Here is a 16,251-nt window from a genome sequence, read left to right as displayed (position 1 = left end):
ACATGGTGGGAAAGGTCTTTTTGGTAGGAGCAGGTCCTGGGGATGCGAAGCTAATTACGGTAAAAGGATGGGAATCCATCGGTAAAGCCGATGCTGTAGTCTATGATCGTTTGGCAAGTCCGAGATTGTTAAAACAGATGAAACCCGGTGCGGTCAAGATTTACGTGGGCAAGCGCCCTGATCGGCATACGATGAAACAGGAAGAGATCAATCAACTGTTGGTTGATCTGGCTCTGGAAGGTAAGGTTGTAGTTCGGCTTAAGGGTGGCGATCCAACTATCTTTGGACGCGTGGGCGAAGAGGCGGATTTGCTGCACAAAAACGGAATTCCGTTTGAGATTGTACCTGGGGTTACAGCTGCAATAAGTGTGCCTGCGTATGCCGGAATTCCTGTGACTCACCGTGACTATGCGTCCTCTATCTCTATCATTACGGGGCATGAGAGTCCGGACAAGCTTGATCGCAGCATCCATTGGGATAAAGTGACGAATGCAACGGGCACACTTGTATTTATGATGGGGGTTGCCAAAATTGGATATATCAGCGAACAATTGATTCGTCATGGTCGTCCAGCGCAAACACCAGTAGCTCTGATTCGTTGGGGAACACGAGCGGAACAGGATACCATTACAGGTACCCTTGAAGATATAGAGGCGAAAGTGATCGCAGCCAATTTCCAACCGCCAGCTGTTATTGTGGTGGGGGATGTCGTGAATCAACGGGAACAATTGAAATGGGCAGAAGCGCTGCCGCTGTTTGGCAAACGAATTCTGGTCACACGTGCTCGCAGTCAGGCGAGTGAACTTGTGAATCGCATTGAGGAACTTGGCGGGGAACCGTATGAGTTTCCGGTGATTGAGACGGTTATGCCGTCCAGTGAATCTGCGCAGCAAAGTGTCAAAGACGCCCTCAGTGCTTTAAATACGTATGACTGGGTGTTTTTCACAAGTGTGAACGGGGTGGAGTTTTTCTTCCGTCATCTGGAACAGGAAGGCAAGGACATTCGTTCGATTCATCAAGCGAGAATTGCTGCCGTAGGACCGTCTACAGCAGATGCTTTGCGTAAACATGGCATCGTTGCAGAGGTTGTCAAAGGTCCTTTCCAGGCCGAAGGCATGCTTGAGGCTTTTGAAAGTGAGCTGAAGGAAGGCCAGAAAGTACTGCTTCCGCACGGCGATCTTGCCCGTACGTGGTTACGTGACCAGCTGAGAGAACGAGGACTTCAAGTCACCGAGGCTATCATCTATGATACGATCCTAGCTGGTGAGGATGATGACGAACTGCTCAAGCTGCTTGAAGAAGGCGGTATTCACGCGGTGACCTTTACAAGTTCATCGACGGTTACCAACTTCATGAACATGTTGAAACGGATGGGATTGCAGGATCCACTGCCTTTATTGAAAAATGTGGAGGTTGCTTGTATCGGACCTGTTACAGCGAAGACGGCAGAGGCCGCTGGACTACATGTTACACTGATGGCAGAGGAAGCAACGATGGATAGTCTGATCACCGTTCTATGCGACTGGAAACGGACAGGCACCAAAGAAGGCGTCCTTCGGAATTAATACACATGGGAATCAATTTCATAATACCTTTAGCTGCTTCAATCAAGGCTAGATATAGAGGTTCAATCTGTCTATATTTAGTTGCGAAATCCATTTTTAGCGAGTTATGAAATTGATCCATGTAATATGTCAACATATGAAGCGTGCTGAAATCGACAGGATACCAGCGCGCTTCCCTTTTTGCTCTATTTAACTTTCAGGGAGGTTTTACACATATGAGTTTTCCTATTGTACGGCATCGCCGTTTACGCCAATCCACAGGTATTCGCAATATGGTCAGAGAGACCCATCTCACCGTAGATGATTTTATTCAACCGATCTATGTGACGTATGGAGAAAATGTGAAATCCGAAATTAAATCGATGCCTGGTGTATTCCGCTTCTCGCTGGATCGTCTTCAGGAGGAAGTAACGGAAATTGCTGAGCTGGGAATTCCAGCAGTGCTATTGTTTGGTATTCCGGAGACTAAGGATAGTGTGGGTTCATCTGGTTTCGCTGAGGATGGCATTGTGCAGGAAGCGACAAGATTGATCAAATCCTGGTACCCGGAACTGCTGGTTGTTGCAGATACTTGTCTGTGCGAATTTACGGATCACGGTCACTGCGGTATGGTACACACCGTGGAGATTGACGGTCACATCTGCGGAGATGTGCTAAATGACGAATCACTTGATCTGCTCGTGCAAACGGCAGTGTCCCAAGCCAAAGCAGGAGCGGACATTATTGCACCATCCAACATGATGGATGGATTTGTACAAGCGATCCGTGCCGGGCTGGATGAGAATGGATTCAGTCATATTCCGATCATGTCCTATTCCGTAAAATATGCTTCCGCATTTTATGGCCCATTCCGCGAGGCAGCAGATTCCACGCCACAATTCGGAGACCGCAAGTCGTATCAGATGGACCCGGCGAACGCGCGTGAAGCCTTGCGTGAAGCAGAGACGGATGTGCTCGAAGGAGCGGACATGTTGATGGTAAAACCATCCCTTTCCTATCTGGATGTTATGCGCACCGTTAAGGATCAATTCGATCTTCCGCTTGTTGCCTATAATGTAAGTGGCGAGTATGCCATGGTTAAGGCAGCGGCGATTCAAGGCTGGATCGATGAGAAGAAAGTCGCGATGGAAATTCTGCTCAGTATGAAACGTGCAGGTGCAGATATGATTATTACGTATTACGGAAAAGATGCCTCCCGCTGGTTGGCTGAGAAATAAATTAGATTAAGGAGGATACTCATGACTGCACAACAAGGTAATCGTCGTAATGATGAGCGCTCACGTAGCGCATTTGAAGAAGCGAAGCAGTACATACCCGGGGGTGTGAACAGCCCTGTACGCGCATTCAAATCGGTGGGACTTACCCCGATCTATGCAGAGCGTGGCGAAGGGTCCAAAATCTACGATATTGATGGCAATGTTTTTATTGACTATGTGGGATCGTGGGGTCCACTCATCATGGGACATGCACATCCTGATGTTGTAGAAGCTTTGCGTGAGACAGCTCTGAAAGGAACAAGCTTTGGTGCGCCGACTTTGCTGGAGACCGAGATGGCCAAACTGGTCTGTGAGCGTGTACCTTCCATCGATATCGTACGGATGGTGAATTCCGGTACGGAAGCAACAATGAGTGCCATTCGACTGGCACGGGGGGTAACCGGACGCAGTAAAATTTTGAAGTTTGAAGGATCATATCATGGACATGCGGACAGCTTGCTGATCAAGGCGGGTTCAGGTGTTGCAACGCTGGGTCTGCCAGATAGTCCAGGTGTGCCTGAAGGCGTAGCTGTGAATACCATTACGGTACCTTATAACGATCTGGAGTCCGTGAAGCTTGCTTTTGAACGTTATGGGGAAGAACTGGCAGCTGTTATTGTGGAACCTGTGGCGGGTAACATGGGCGTTGTGCCTCCGGCTTCCGGTTTCCTTGAAGGCTTGCGCAGTTTGACGACGCAATATGGCAGCCTGCTTATTTTTGACGAAGTGATGACCGGTTTCCGCGTAGGGTTGAACTGTGCTCAGGGACGGTTTGGGGTTACGCCTGACCTGACTTGTCTGGGTAAAGTTATCGGTGGCGGACTCCCTGTTGGTGCTTATGGTGGTCGCCGGGATCTGATGGAACAGATTGCACCAACAGGTCCGATCTATCAGGCAGGTACACTGAGCGGGAACCCGTTAGCTATGGCCGCAGGATATACGACGCTCAAATTGTTAACACCAGAGGTCTACGACCGTCTGGAGACACTGTCTGCACGTCTGCAAGCCGGCTTTGAGAAAAATGCAGCGGAGACGGGTGTTGCGATAACCATTAACCGTGTTGGTTCCATGGTTTGTCCATTCTTCAGTGCCGTTCCCGTAACCAATTATGATATTGCCAAAGAAAGCAATCTGGATCAATTCCGTCGTTATTTTGCGGCCATGATTGATCAAGGTGTGAGTGTTGCGCCTTCGCAATACGAAGGCATGTTTGTCTCTGGTGTGCATACGGAGCAGGATATTGACGATACAATCGAGGCGAACCGGAAGGCTCTTCAATCGCTATGACCATCAAAAGTTGGAAACGCCGCGGGGAATGGCTTGAGCTGATGCCAGGGAAAGCCGTAACAGGCAGTTCGGACAAACCGATGGCCGCAGAGCAGTGGCTATTGTCTGAGCTTCAGTTTCCGGAGAAACTGCTCCGTCAGCTTAAAGCAAACCGAGGAATACAACTCGCAGGGGACCGGCTTCGGCTGGCCCTTTTTGCGTCCCAGCCAATCGATGTTGAGCCACGCTGGGCTGAGGTAGATGTATTGTATGAGGATGATTTTTGTCTGGTTATGCACAAACCGGCAGGCATGAAACTGCATCCGGATGGAAGCCGTGCTGATCAGGCCATCACGCTGGATCACGCGGTTGCCTCGTATTATGAAATGAACGGAATTCAGGCGAGCGTACGCCATGTTCATCGACTGGATGAGGATACAACCGGGCCTGTCCTGTATGCCAAAAATGCGTTTGCCCTCGCCAAACTGGATGAAGCAATGCGCCGCAAAGAGATTGGTCGCCATTATGTAGCCATTGCTGGGGGACAATTATCCCCTGAACTCCACAAAATTGATGCTCCGATTGGCAAGGATAGACATCACAAACAGCGCAGACGTGTCTCGGAAGGTGGACAGGAAGCGGTTACCCATGTGGAGATCGGCGAAGTGTGGGAACGAGCGACCCTTGTACGATTAAAGCTGGATACAGGACGAACACACCAAATCCGCGTACATCTGAGTTATGTAGGACATCCGCTTATTGGTGACGAGTTGTATGGTGGGAGAACGGATGTCATTGGGCGACAGGCACTTCACGGAGAGGTGCTTAAGTTTAGCCACCCGTTAACTGGAGCCGTGATTGAAGTGAATGATCCTTGGCCGCCCGATTTCACACAATTGGCAGAGCACGAGGGGTCTTACTAGTACTCTATATAAGTTCGATTAACTATTTACACGAAAACGCAAAGGACAGAAACAATCAGAAGAAGCAAAGCGTTCGCCTTAAAGCTTTCTGAAAGAAAGCTGCTTCGGAAGCATAAGCTATCCCTGGATTTTCCCTTTTATAAATAGGAATCGAAAAAATCTGGGGATAACAGCGATCAGAGGGTTGTTCTGTCATTGGAGTGACAGTGTAAATAACCATGAGTTGAACATATATAGCAAGGTTTTTCAAAAGGTGGCATGCTCATCTCATTCAAGGCATATAGATGGGGTAACGAAGGATTTGGACCATGGATCAGTCCCATGAGAAGGATCATGGTGAACATATGCCGAAAGGAGGACGCCACCTTTGTTGAATCAACCTTATGGTTTGCGGTTCGATATTTATGAGCGCGTTCATTTGTCTGAGGGAGTCCCTGCAATTGAGGAATTGGAGGAAATTGAACTATACCCGCGCATTCAAGTCATAGGACAGGATGATCATGCCACGTTAAGAGGACATCTTTTACTTACAGGTGCGTACAGAGGAGAAAATGAGGCTTCAGAGGAGCTCAAACATTTCATTCCTGTGGAGATCACGGTGCCGCTGAACCGGGTCAGATCGATTGATGATATTTCCATCGAGATCGAAAATTTTGACGTGGATCTGTTATCCAATCGCAGTCTGAACATTACAGGCGTGTTATCACTGCGAGGCATCGAGGGTTTTCCTGTTGAGGAGCCTCAAGTATGGTCGGCAGATGAGTTTACAGTTGTTCACTCACCTGACATTCAGCAATCCAATCGTTCCGAGGAATCAGAACAGCCCGCCATCGATCCCAATGCATTTGCACAAGAGTATCTGCTCCAGCGGAGTGAAGAAGAGAGACTTGCGAATGCAGCAGAACTTGCATACGGTGCCCCGGAATTCGCTGATCTCCAGGATTATGCGAATGCGTCTTCGGCCGAGCCACTTCAGTCCGAGGAGCAAAGTGCGGAGTACGCTAATGAAAACAGACAACCTGATGCAAACGAAGATCTTGCATCTCTGGCAGCGAATGGAGATGAATTGGCATCCCATGAGCAATACAGCGAACCTTCTCCCATCTCGTCATTTATGGCCGAGACCGCTGATCGGTTAGCTTCTTACCCTGAGTCGGAACCATTGCTGCCTCTGGAGGAAGAGCCTTCTGCGTGGTCCGAGCCTTCCGTGGATGCATTGCCTGCCAACCCGAGAAGTACAGATCAAGCAGTCTCAGAGCCTACTGCTCAATCATCTAATGAGTTGGCAGCACCAGATGTACCGGACGCACCGGACGTATGGCACTTCGAATCAGCGAGATCTGTACCTCAGCAGGAGAATCAGGCAGTTGCCGATGTTCCAGTTGAACCACAGGCGGAGAACTGGCAGGGGGTATTCGCTTCGTCCGAACCAGGCAGCGCTGAGGAAGACCGACCGTCTTTTGAAGCGGCTGGGGTAGACGAGTTCGTGCAGAACGAAGCATTTGTTCCTGAACCTGTGGCTGAGACGGAAGACAAGCCGGAGCTGAAGGTTGCTTTTGGCAGCAAGAAAGAATCTGCACCACGGCAAGAAGAGGGCGTAGGTATCTCTTCCTTGTTATCCTCTGGCAGAGCAGCACGCGATGCTGAAGTGGAGCGAGGAGATGAGGTTCCTGCTGGTGTGGTACAGGAAGAAACATATCCGGCTGATGATGTGGAGTGGAAGAATCTGTTCCTGGGGACGATCGTGGACCAGACCCCATTCCGCAAGGTGAAACTGTGCATCGTTCAGCGCGAAGATACACTGGATGCCATTGCAGATCGATACCAGTTGAGCACGAGGGAACTTCAGTTGTATAACCGATTATCTGAACAGGTTGTGGAAGAAGGTCAGATATTGTACATCCCTTAATCCGTAGTTAAAGCCTTCGTTACGACCCGTGATCCCCTTGAGGATTGCGGGTTTTTGCATGATTCGTCCTGAACCTGCATTCCAGCGCTCTTTATCCGCTGTTGTCAGGTTGACTATCGCGCACGAGCAAGGTATGATGTGTGTAGGTTTTTTGAAGAACAACGTGGAACGGGAGTAGTAGACAGTATGACCTTTCAGAGAGTGGAATTGCAACGCTGTGAGATTCCGCAGGAACCAACTGATCGAAGTCGCCCGGGAGTTGCCTGTTTGAATACAAGGGATGAATGAGATGTATCTTCATTTATTGCTGAGGTAGGATGGGCCGGTAGCAGCCGTTATCTGCTTGAAGTGTCACGTTATGTACAGAGGGTGAAGTTTATCTTGCTGTCTGCGTGAAACAAAGGTGGTACCGCGAAAGCTAACCTTTCGTCCTTTGATGGATGAAAGGTTTTTTTTGTTTTTTTTGGCGAAGATGATGAAGTAACGGAGGAATGACACATGTCTGAGGAAAAAAAATCAGCTGCAACAGAAATGCCGACCACTTACGATCCTAAGGCGGCAGAGGACAAATGGTACTCCACCTGGATGGAGCGCGGATATTTCAAAGCCGGTCAACGTAAGGATGCCGAGCCGTATACGATTGTAATTCCACCCCCAAATGTGACCGGGATGCTGCACATCGGGCATGCGCTCGACTTTACACTGCAGGATATTCTGATCCGCACAAAACGGATGCAGGGCTATGATGCGCTGTGGCTTCCGGGTTCCGACCATGCAGGTATTGCTACCCAAACCAAGGTAGAGCAGAAGCTGCGTGAAGAAGGTCTGACTCGTTATGATCTGGGACGCGAGAAGTTTTTGGAGAAGGTATGGGACTGGAAAGATCAGTATGCCACTACCATTCGTCAACAATGGGGCAAAATGGGACTGTCGCTTGACTACTCACGTGAACGTTTCACGCTGGATGAAGGTCTGTCCCAAGCGGTACGCAAAGTATTTGTTCAATTGTATGAAAAAGGCCTTATATACCGAGGCAAACGCATCATTAACTGGGACCCGGTGAACCGGACAGCACTGTCCGACATTGAGGTTGAATATAAAGAGGTTCAGGGTCACTTGTACCATCTGCGTTATCCGCTCAAAGACGGAAGTGGCTACGTTACCGTGGCAACGACGCGTCCTGAAACGATGCTGGGGGATACTGCGGTTGCTGTTCATCCGAAGGATGAGCGCTATGCAGATATGATTGGTAAAGTACTTGTACTGCCTATCATTGGACGTGAAATTCCAATTATCGCTGATGATTATGTGGATAAAGAGTTCGGAAGTGGTGCAGTTAAAATTACGCCTGCGCATGATCCGAATGACTTTGAAGTCGGTCTTCGTCATGATCTGCCTCAAATTACGGTTATGGATGAGAGCGGTACAATGAATGCAGAGGCCGGCAAGTATCAAGGGCTGGATCGCAGTGACTGCCGCAAGCAGATTGTTGCTGACTTGAAAGAACAGGGTGTATTGATCAACATCGAGGATCATACGCATCAGGTTGGACACAGTGAACGTACCGGAGCTGTTGTCGAGCCGTATCTGTCTACACAGTGGTTTGTTGAGATGAAGCCACTTGCGGAGAGAGCGATTCAGAAGCAACAGAGCGGCGAAGGGGTTAATTTTGTTCCAGACCGTTTCGAGAAAACGTATCTGAACTGGATCGAGAACGTTCGTGACTGGTGTATTTCCCGTCAACTGTGGTGGGGACATCGTATTCCTGCTTGGTATGATGAGGAAACGGGTGAAATCATCGTATCTGCTGAAGATCCGACGACGCTGCCAGAGAATGCTGGCCGCAAGTTGAGACAGGACGAAGACGTACTCGATACATGGTTCAGCTCTGGTTTATGGCCGTTCTCCACATTGGGCTGGCCGGAAGATACGGAAGACCTGCAACGTTATTATCCGACAAGTGTACTTGTGACAGGGTATGACATCATATATTTCTGGGTTGCACGTATGATTTTCACGGCATTGGAATTCACCGATGAGATTCCGTTCAAGGATGTGCTGATGCATGGTCTTGTTCGTGACGCAGATGGACGTAAAATGTCCAAATCACTGGGCAACGGTGTAGACCCGCTGGATGTTATTGAGAAATACGGCGCAGATGCAATGCGTTACATGATCTCAACCAGCAGCACGCCAGGTCAGGATCTGCGTTTCCGTTGGGAACGGGTGGAGCAGGCTCGTAACTTTGCCAACAAGATCTGGAATGCTTCGCGCTTTGCATTGATGAATCTGGAAGGATTCACCTATGAGGAACGTGACATTAGCGGAGAGCTTGGTACAGCCGATTATTGGATTTTGCACCGTCTGAACGAAACTTCCCGCGATATTACGCGTCTAATCGAAGCGTATGAATTTGGGGAAACGGGCCGTGTACTGTATAACTTTATCTGGGATGACCTGTGTGACTGGTACATTGAGTTTGCGAAACTGTCCTTCTATGGAGAAGATCCGGTTGCCAAGAAAAAAACACAATCCGTGCTGGCTTATGTGCTCGATCAGACCATGCGCCTGATTCATCCGTTCATGCCATACATCTCCGAAGAGATCTGGCAGCATCTGCCGCATGAAGGCGAGACGATTACGCTGGCATCTTGGCCGGTATACGATCCTGCTCTTGAGAACCCAGAGGCTGTTGCCGAGATGAACCTACTCATGGATACCATCCGTGCAGTTCGGAACATTCGTGCAGAAGTGAACGTGCCTATGAGTAAAAAGATCGAGTTGATGGTCAAAGCTAATAGTGCTGAGACGTCCAGCATCATTGAACGTAACAGCCATTACATCAAACGTTTCTGTAATACGTCCGAGTTCGATAGTGGGCTGGATCTAAGCTCACCGGATAAGGCAATGACTGCGATCATTACGGGGGCAGAACTTTACTTGCCACTGGCAGGTCTTATTGATATCGAACAGGAAGTGGCTCGCCTGGAGAAAGAGTTGCAGAACCTTGAGGGAGAAGTACTCCGTGTGGAGAAAAAGCTGGCGAATGAAGGCTTTGTTGCCAAAGCTCCTGCCAAGGTTATTGAGGAAGAGCGCGCCAAGCAAGCAGATTATTCCGACAAACGGGATAAAGTGATTGCACGAATCAAGGAACTCAAAGGTTAATATATCTGGGTCGGATGGAGAGCTAGTATGCCATCCGGCCGCTTTTTTCAATCAAACTCGGGACCGAAGGTGAATCAGATGACGGAATTAGACGGGACAGATGCAGCAGCTCCTTTACTTACGTATGACGAGGCCGTGGACTGGATCAATGGCCTTATTCCTTTTGGCATAAGACCTGGATTGGAACGAATCGAGGGTCTGATGTCCATGTTAGGCAATCCACACCAACGTCTCAAATTTATTCACGTCGCGGGAACGAACGGCAAAGGTTCGACTTGCGCTTTTTTGACGTCAGTGCTTCTTCAGGCTGGATACGATGTGGGCACCTTTACGTCGCCTTATATCACCAAGTTTACGAACCGTTTTCAATACAACGGTGAGGATATCCCCGAAGAGATTCTGCTTAAGCTCTCCAACCGGTTACGTCCACTGGTCATGGAAATGGCCTCCACTCCGCTTGGATCACCAACGATGTTTGAGGTGTCCACGGCTCTCGCGCTTCTGTATTATGCAGAAGAATGCTACCCTGACGTTGTGGTATGGGAGACGGGGCTAGGGGGAAGGATGGACGTAACGAATATTGTTGCACCTGTTGTGTCCGTCATCACTAACATTGGTATGGATCACACGGATGTGCTGGGAGATACGATTGAGCTGATTGCTGGAGAAAAGGCAGGCATTATCAAGCCGGGAGTACCTGTGGTGACCTGCGCGACTCAACCCGAAGCTGTGAAAGTGATTCAGGAGAAAGCACAGCAGCTTCAATCAACCGTGTATTTGGCCGGAGATCAATTCTCTTATCATAGACTGGACAGTAATGAGAGCGGACAATCTTTCCATTTTACAGGACCGTTTCGTGACCTGGACGTTCGCATCCGCATGCAGGGCTCACACCAATGTGACAATGCAGCGGCTGCACTGATGGTGCTTGAATTGCTCAGACAATACATGGCGTTTATGCTGGATGACAACGATATTGCACTTGGACTGGAGAATGCATTCTGGGCAGGGAGATTCGAAAAAGTCGTCGATGAACCCCGAATTGTGCTCGATGGAGCACATAATCCGGAGGGGGCTGAGTCGCTGGCCAAGAGCATTAGAGAAGTTTATCCTTACAACAAGTTAATTTTGATGATGGGTATGTTGGCGAATAAGCATCACGAAGCGTATTTGCAGCATATACTGCCACTAGTGGATACGCTGATCCTGACCGAGCCAGATTTCCGACGCAAAATGGATGCAGCCGAATTGCTGCAAATTGTCGAACGGGTACGTCCCGCCATTGCGAAGCAGGAGCTGGAAATCATCGTCGAGCCCGAATGGGCAAAGGCACTTGATCTATTGAAGTCACGGACGGAAGCGGAAGATCTGGGGGTGGTCTCCGGCACACTGTACCTGATTGCGGATGTGCGGGCAGCCCTTTTGCATCAAACCGATTCTGAAAAAGGTTGGTGAAAGTTTTGTTAAATACATCGGAACACGTTCATTTTATAGGGATTGGCGGATATGGCATGAGTGCCATCGCAAGAGTTATGCTGGAAATGGGATACACCGTTACCGGATCGGATGTCGCTTCACAAGAGTTGACCGAGAAGTTGGCAGCCAAGGGAGCGAAAATATATATCGGACATACGGCAGAGCACGTCACTGGAGCAGACTTGGTTGTCTACTCTACTGCAGCGCCTGCGGATAATGTGGAACGGGTAGCAGCTGCAGAGCTGAACATTCCGATTCTGCATCGTTCGCAGATGCTTGCACGTTTGTTGAACGAACGTAAAGGTGTGGCTGTGGCCGGAGCGCATGGTAAAACAACCACTTCATCCATGATTGCACTTGTTATGGATAAATGTGATACGGACCCGACATATATCATTGGCGGAGAAATCATGAATGTGGGTACCAACGCGAAGGCCGGTCAAGGCGACTGGGTAGTCGCTGAAGCGGACGAGAGCGATGGTTCGTTTTTGCAGTACCATCCATGGCTCGGTATTGTAACCAATATTGAGGCAGATCATCTGGAGAATTACAACAGTGATTTTGAGGAGCTCAAAAAGGCTTATGTGCAGTTCTTGAGCCAAATTCGTCCGGAAGGAACAGCGATTGTATGTTCTGACGACGAGAATGTTCAAGCGATTTTGCCAGAACTCAAGTCACGGATTACAACGTATGGTATTGATCGTGCTGCGGATTATACGGCAACGGATATTGTACTGGGCGATCGTCGTATCTCCTTTACGATGAATCATCAGGGTGCTGCTATGGGTACGGTGGAATTATCAGTGCCGGGTAAGCATAACGTTTATAATGCGATGGCTACGGTGATTACTTGTCTGGAAGCAGGCATTCCATTTGAGAAGATTGTGGCAGCAATCATCCAGTTCCACGGAGCCAAACGCAGATTCCAGGTGTTGGGCGAGGCACGTGATATGCTCATCATTGATGATTATGCTCATCACCCGACTGAGATTGAAGCTACGATTAGTGCCGCCAAAGCAACAGGCAAACGCATTATTGCCGTATTCCAGCCACAGCGTTATACGCGGACGTTCTTCCTGCTGGATGCGTTCAGTCGTGCTTTTGCGGAAGCGGATGAGGTGCTTATTACGGATATCTATTCTCCTGCGGGCGAAAAACAGATTGAAGGAGTAACCTCAGCCAGACTGGTTGAACTGATCGTTCAAAACAGTAATGCTTCTGCACGTTACCTCCCAACGAAAGAGGAAGTTGTGGCTGATCTGCAGCATCGTCTGCAACCAGGAGATCTTGTGATTACCATGGGCGCAGGTGATATCTGGAAAGTTGGCGATACACTTGCCAAAGGTTTGAAATAAATCAATTGAGAAACCGTCTGTCTTCGATAAGAAGCAGGCGGTTTTTTGCGTTATACGGAATGTATTCTCCCGTCTCTGCATATAGCTGATATAAATGGGACAAAGGAGAGGGTACGGGTGAGCAATGCTAGAATGACGTTTCGCTTCGGGGATCAAGAGTCGGACAAGCCTGAAAACAAGAGGATATCCGCGTCCAGTCCATTGGTGACGTTGAGTGAAGATTTACAGAACAATCAACCGCTAGTGCCTAAGCGGGTGGATACAACCCCGTCTTGGACGCCAGAGGATATCCCCGGAGACTGGGGAGAGACGGTGCTGACAAGCTCTACTGTACCTGAACCTGATGAGCGAGCGAGCCATGATTCGAACTTGAACTTGGATGAGGCCCATTATGTTGGGAACCGATCCGGTTACGGTTTTTATAATCATTCAGGAGATCCTGAAGAAGAGCGTCGTGATCTGTCCAATACGCATGATGATCAAGGCCACGACTGGCTTGCAGATTCAGAGAACTATTCCTATAAGCGCAATCGCCCCCCAAGGGGCTGGAAAATGATTGGTTCAATCACCGGGGCACTCGTTACAGGAGCACTCTTTGGCATGGTTATTCTTTCCTTTTTCAATAAAGAAGGAGCCGCGAAACCAGGCGATCTTCTTCCCGTCAATCAGGCGGTTTCCACCGTGACAGGTCAGGAGGGCGGTACAGGCACAGAGCAACAGCTCCAGACAGCTGCAACTGGCAGCACGTATTATGCACTTCAATACGGTGTATTCAGTTCCCCCGAACGAGCGGAGCAGGCCAAGCTTGAGTTGGCACAGGCAGGTATAGCCGCAGGTTCTGATCCTGAAGATGGCAATCGGGTATATGCAGGCATTTCGGCTGATCGTGAAGAGGCTAAGCTGCTTAGCACCAGACTTAAAGCTCAGGGAGTTGAACTGTACGTTAAGGAGATCGTGAACCCTGAGGTCAATCCGGCTATATTTGGTGGCAAGCAAGAGGATGTACAGCTTTTCTTTACGAACAGTTCTGCATTGGTCGAACAATTGTCTACCTTGTCCATTCAGCAGCTGGGACAGTCTGCTCCGGCAGCAGTCTCTGCAGAAGCGATGACCGCGATCCAGAATAAACACCAGTCATGGATGACCGGTTTGAATAGTCTTTCACCCGGTCTGACCGCAGAAGTACAACCTATTATCGGCGGTATGGAGAAATCGATGAACAGTGCAATTACGGCTATCGCAGAGTACAACAAAAACCCGGATGATGTGCACATGTGGTCCGTACAATCCGATCTGATGGAATATGTACTGCAGCAGAAGAAATGGCTTGAAGCGATTAAGCAGTAACACGCTCTTTCCCATAACAACGCTTGGAAATACCTATCCGGCAAGGAACTGGAAATAGTTCCCCTTGCCGGATTTGTGTTTGTATTGACGTACAAAACCCCGTATAATAATGTGGGTGTCAAAAAATGGCGAGGGAAGATTACCGATGAAAAAAAACTTCGGCATGTTATTGCTGTTTCTGCTGCTCGGCTGGATGGCCGGAGCGTGGATCGCCAAGGCACTGCAGCCTGTAAAGGCAGTAGCCTTTCTTACGAAAGCCACGACCATACGTTGGTCGCCACAGGCTGATCTGGACATTATCAGTTATGATATTTCACTTCAATTTCAAATGAGCCTTCTTAGTCTGATCGGTATGATTGCCGCTGTGTGGCTGTATCGCAGACTGTAGGAGAATGACGAGTTATGACGAAAAAAATTAAAATCAGTGACATCTATTATCGTGATCCGGACAGGATGTTGCCGTAGCATAAGGAGCCGTTCATTATGGATAACAATCAGCAGCGCCCTATTATTCTGGCCTCCACATCGCCTCGGCGCAAAGAACTGATCGCATCACTCCACTTAGCGTTTGATGTAATACCAAGTCATGCCGATGAAGACACACCACCAGAGTGGACACCTGAACAGACGGTACAGGAGCTTGCTTTGCGCAAGGCACTTGCCGTGTATCGCGGGCTTGAAGGCCGTGAGCAGGAAGCGATTATTGTTGGTAGTGACACCGTTGTTGTTTTGGATGGTGAGATTCTAGGCAAACCCATAGACGAAGCGGATGCTGAACGTATGTTATCCCGTCTACAGGGACGTGTACATCGGGTGTTTACCGGCGTAGCTTGTATTGATGCAGGCAACGGACAGTCGGTTGTTCATTACCGTCAAACCGATGTAACGATGAAAGAACTGTCGGATGCGACCATCCGTGCCTATGTGCAGACAGGAGAGCCTTCGGATAAGGCAGGATCTTATGCCATTCAGGGCATTGGCGCTTCACTGATCGACCGTATTGAAGGATGTTATTTTAATGTGGTTGGCCTGCCCTTATCCTTGCTGAGTGATATGTTGGATGGGTTTGGCGTCCATGTGTTGCCGCGAACTTGAGTTAAGCCAACTGACGTTTTGAACTGAAAAGAGGGAACATATGGAGTCGCCTCAATACATGATGCGCGACATCCCCCAGGAAGAACGCCCGAGAGAACGCATGATGGAATACGGGGCGGGCGCCTTAAGCCATGCTGAATTGCTGGCGATTTTACTTCGAACAGGCACAAGACAGGAATCCGCGGTGCATATGGCACAGCGGATTCTCGCCGAAGCGGGTGGCATTCGCTCGTTAATGGATCTGAGCCTGGAAGAATTGACTGCGATGAAAGGGATCGGCAATGCCAAGGCTGTGCAATTGAAAGCCGGCATTGAGCTGGGGCATCGGATTGCCAAGAGCAGACTCACACAGTCGACTTCAATCCGTACACCGCGTGATGCAGCTGACATCCTGATGGAACAATTGCGTTACTTGCAGAAAGAACATTTTGTGTGTCTCTTTCTGAATAGCAAAAATCATATTATTGCCCAGGAAACACTCTCCATGGGCAGCCTTAACGCTTCGATTGTACATCCGCGTGAAGTGTTCCGGGCTGCCATCAAATGCAGCAGCGCATCGATTGTGTGCGCACACAACCATCCCAGTGGTGATCCTACGCCGAGTCCGGAGGATATCCAAATAACCAAGCGACTGATTGAAGCAGGTGCTATTGTCGGCATTGACGTGCTTGATCATATTATTATCGGAGATGGAACTTACGTAAGTTTGAAGGAGAAGGGCTTAGTATAATATAATGGTTGGCGTTGATGTTTTCCTATGAATGTTAACGGCGTTGTCCGTAAAAGATAGGTTCACTTTACAAATGCAAAAAAACAAATGCGAATATTAGCTCCACGTGTTGCGTGGGAATGAAATTGTTACGCTCTGGATCAGAATAGAGCGGCTATATGAGG

General features: G+C 49.0%; 12 protein-coding genes and 1 other annotated feature. All 12 genes read left to right on the top strand.

Features of this window, described 5'->3' with window-relative positions:
* Positions 1 to 2: 2 nt before the first annotated feature.
* The 12 genes from cobA (at position 3) to radC (ending at position 16,087) form a co-directional block, all read left to right on the top strand.
* Positions 3 to 1,565: a uroporphyrinogen-III C-methyltransferase gene (cobA, locus tag PAHA3_RS27365; protein ID WP_062837809.1), complete on the top strand. Its 1,563-nt coding sequence runs from the start codon at positions 3 to 5 to the stop codon at positions 1,563 to 1,565.
* Between the two features lie 215 nt (positions 1,566 to 1,780).
* Positions 1,781 to 2,782 (top strand): porphobilinogen synthase, encoded by a 1,002-nt coding sequence (gene hemB, locus PAHA3_RS27360; protein ID WP_062837808.1) that lies wholly within the window; start codon positions 1,781 to 1,783, stop codon positions 2,780 to 2,782.
* A 21-nt stretch (positions 2,783 to 2,803) separates the two neighbouring features.
* Positions 2,804 to 4,108: a glutamate-1-semialdehyde 2,1-aminomutase gene (hemL, locus tag PAHA3_RS27355; protein ID WP_062837807.1), complete on the top strand. Its 1,305-nt coding sequence runs from the start codon at positions 2,804 to 2,806 to the stop codon at positions 4,106 to 4,108.
* Positions 4,105 to 5,010: an RluA family pseudouridine synthase gene (locus PAHA3_RS27350; protein ID WP_062837806.1), complete on the top strand. Its 906-nt coding sequence runs from the start codon at positions 4,105 to 4,107 to the stop codon at positions 5,008 to 5,010. Before hemL ends, PAHA3_RS27350 begins: the two co-directional genes overlap by 4 nt.
* A gap of 367 nt (positions 5,011 to 5,377) precedes the next feature.
* Positions 5,378 to 6,919 carry a LysM peptidoglycan-binding domain-containing protein gene (locus PAHA3_RS27345; RefSeq protein ID WP_062837805.1) on the top strand — a complete coding sequence of 514 codons (1,542 nt, stop codon included), beginning with the start codon at positions 5,378 to 5,380 and terminating at the stop codon, positions 6,917 to 6,919.
* Between the two features lie 155 nt (positions 6,920 to 7,074).
* Positions 7,075 to 7,356: a binding site (T-box leader), on the top strand.
* A gap of 61 nt (positions 7,357 to 7,417) precedes the next feature.
* On the top strand, positions 7,418 to 10,084 hold the full coding sequence (locus tag PAHA3_RS27340; RefSeq protein ID WP_062837804.1) for a valine--tRNA ligase: 2,667 nt from the start codon (positions 7,418 to 7,420) through the stop codon (positions 10,082 to 10,084).
* A 78-nt stretch (positions 10,085 to 10,162) separates the two neighbouring features.
* Positions 10,163 to 11,539, top strand: a complete 1,377-nt coding sequence (locus tag PAHA3_RS27335) for a bifunctional folylpolyglutamate synthase/dihydrofolate synthase (protein WP_062838041.1) — start codon at positions 10,163 to 10,165, stop codon at positions 11,537 to 11,539.
* A gap of 56 nt (positions 11,540 to 11,595) precedes the next feature.
* A complete protein-coding gene (murC, locus tag PAHA3_RS27330) occupies positions 11,596 to 12,915 on the top strand; it encodes a UDP-N-acetylmuramate--L-alanine ligase (RefSeq protein WP_062837803.1) in 1,320 nt (439 codons plus the stop codon).
* Between the two features lie 117 nt (positions 12,916 to 13,032).
* On the top strand, positions 13,033 to 14,262 hold the full coding sequence (locus PAHA3_RS27325; RefSeq protein WP_062837802.1) for an SPOR domain-containing protein: 1,230 nt from the start codon (positions 13,033 to 13,035) through the stop codon (positions 14,260 to 14,262).
* A 145-nt stretch (positions 14,263 to 14,407) separates the two neighbouring features.
* Positions 14,408 to 14,650, top strand: a complete 243-nt coding sequence (locus tag PAHA3_RS27320) for a DUF4321 domain-containing protein (RefSeq protein WP_047841183.1) — start codon at positions 14,408 to 14,410, stop codon at positions 14,648 to 14,650.
* A 95-nt stretch (positions 14,651 to 14,745) separates the two neighbouring features.
* A complete protein-coding gene (locus PAHA3_RS27315; RefSeq protein ID WP_062837801.1) occupies positions 14,746 to 15,357 on the top strand; it encodes a Maf family protein in 612 nt (203 codons plus the stop codon).
* A gap of 40 nt (positions 15,358 to 15,397) precedes the next feature.
* A complete protein-coding gene (radC, locus tag PAHA3_RS27310) occupies positions 15,398 to 16,087 on the top strand; it encodes a RadC family protein (protein ID WP_036673540.1) in 690 nt (229 codons plus the stop codon).
* Positions 16,088 to 16,251 lie beyond the last annotated feature (164 nt).

Source organism: Paenibacillus amylolyticus (genome assembly GCF_001570725.1).
GTDB lineage: Bacteria > Bacillota > Bacilli > Paenibacillales > Paenibacillaceae > Paenibacillus > Paenibacillus amylolyticus_A.
Note: the sequence above shows the minus strand (reverse complement) of the source record. Positions and strands in the feature narration are given on the sequence as shown.

Excerpts from the sequence above, each read along its gene's own strand:
- cobA (WP_062837809.1), top strand. The coding sequence starts at position 3 with ATGGTGGGAAAGGTCTTTTTGGTAGGAGCAGGTCCTGGGGATGCGAAG.
- hemB (WP_062837808.1), top strand. The coding sequence starts at position 1,781 with ATGAGTTTTCCTATTGTACGGCATCGCCGTTTACGCCAATCCACAGGT.
- hemL (WP_062837807.1), top strand. The coding sequence starts at position 2,804 with ATGACTGCACAACAAGGTAATCGTCGTAATGATGAGCGCTCACGTAGC.
- PAHA3_RS27350 (WP_062837806.1), top strand. The coding sequence starts at position 4,105 with ATGACCATCAAAAGTTGGAAACGCCGCGGGGAATGGCTTGAGCTGATG.
- PAHA3_RS27340 (WP_062837804.1), top strand. The coding sequence starts at position 7,418 with ATGTCTGAGGAAAAAAAATCAGCTGCAACAGAAATGCCGACCACTTAC.
- PAHA3_RS27335 (WP_062838041.1), top strand. The coding sequence starts at position 10,163 with ATGACGGAATTAGACGGGACAGATGCAGCAGCTCCTTTACTTACGTAT.
- murC (WP_062837803.1), top strand. The coding sequence starts at position 11,596 with ATGAGTGCCATCGCAAGAGTTATGCTGGAAATGGGATACACCGTTACC.
- PAHA3_RS27320 (WP_047841183.1), top strand. The coding sequence starts at position 14,408 with ATGAAAAAAAACTTCGGCATGTTATTGCTGTTTCTGCTGCTCGGCTGG.
- PAHA3_RS27315 (WP_062837801.1), top strand. The coding sequence starts at position 14,746 with ATGGATAACAATCAGCAGCGCCCTATTATTCTGGCCTCCACATCGCCT.
- radC (WP_036673540.1), top strand. The coding sequence starts at position 15,398 with ATGGAGTCGCCTCAATACATGATGCGCGACATCCCCCAGGAAGAACGC.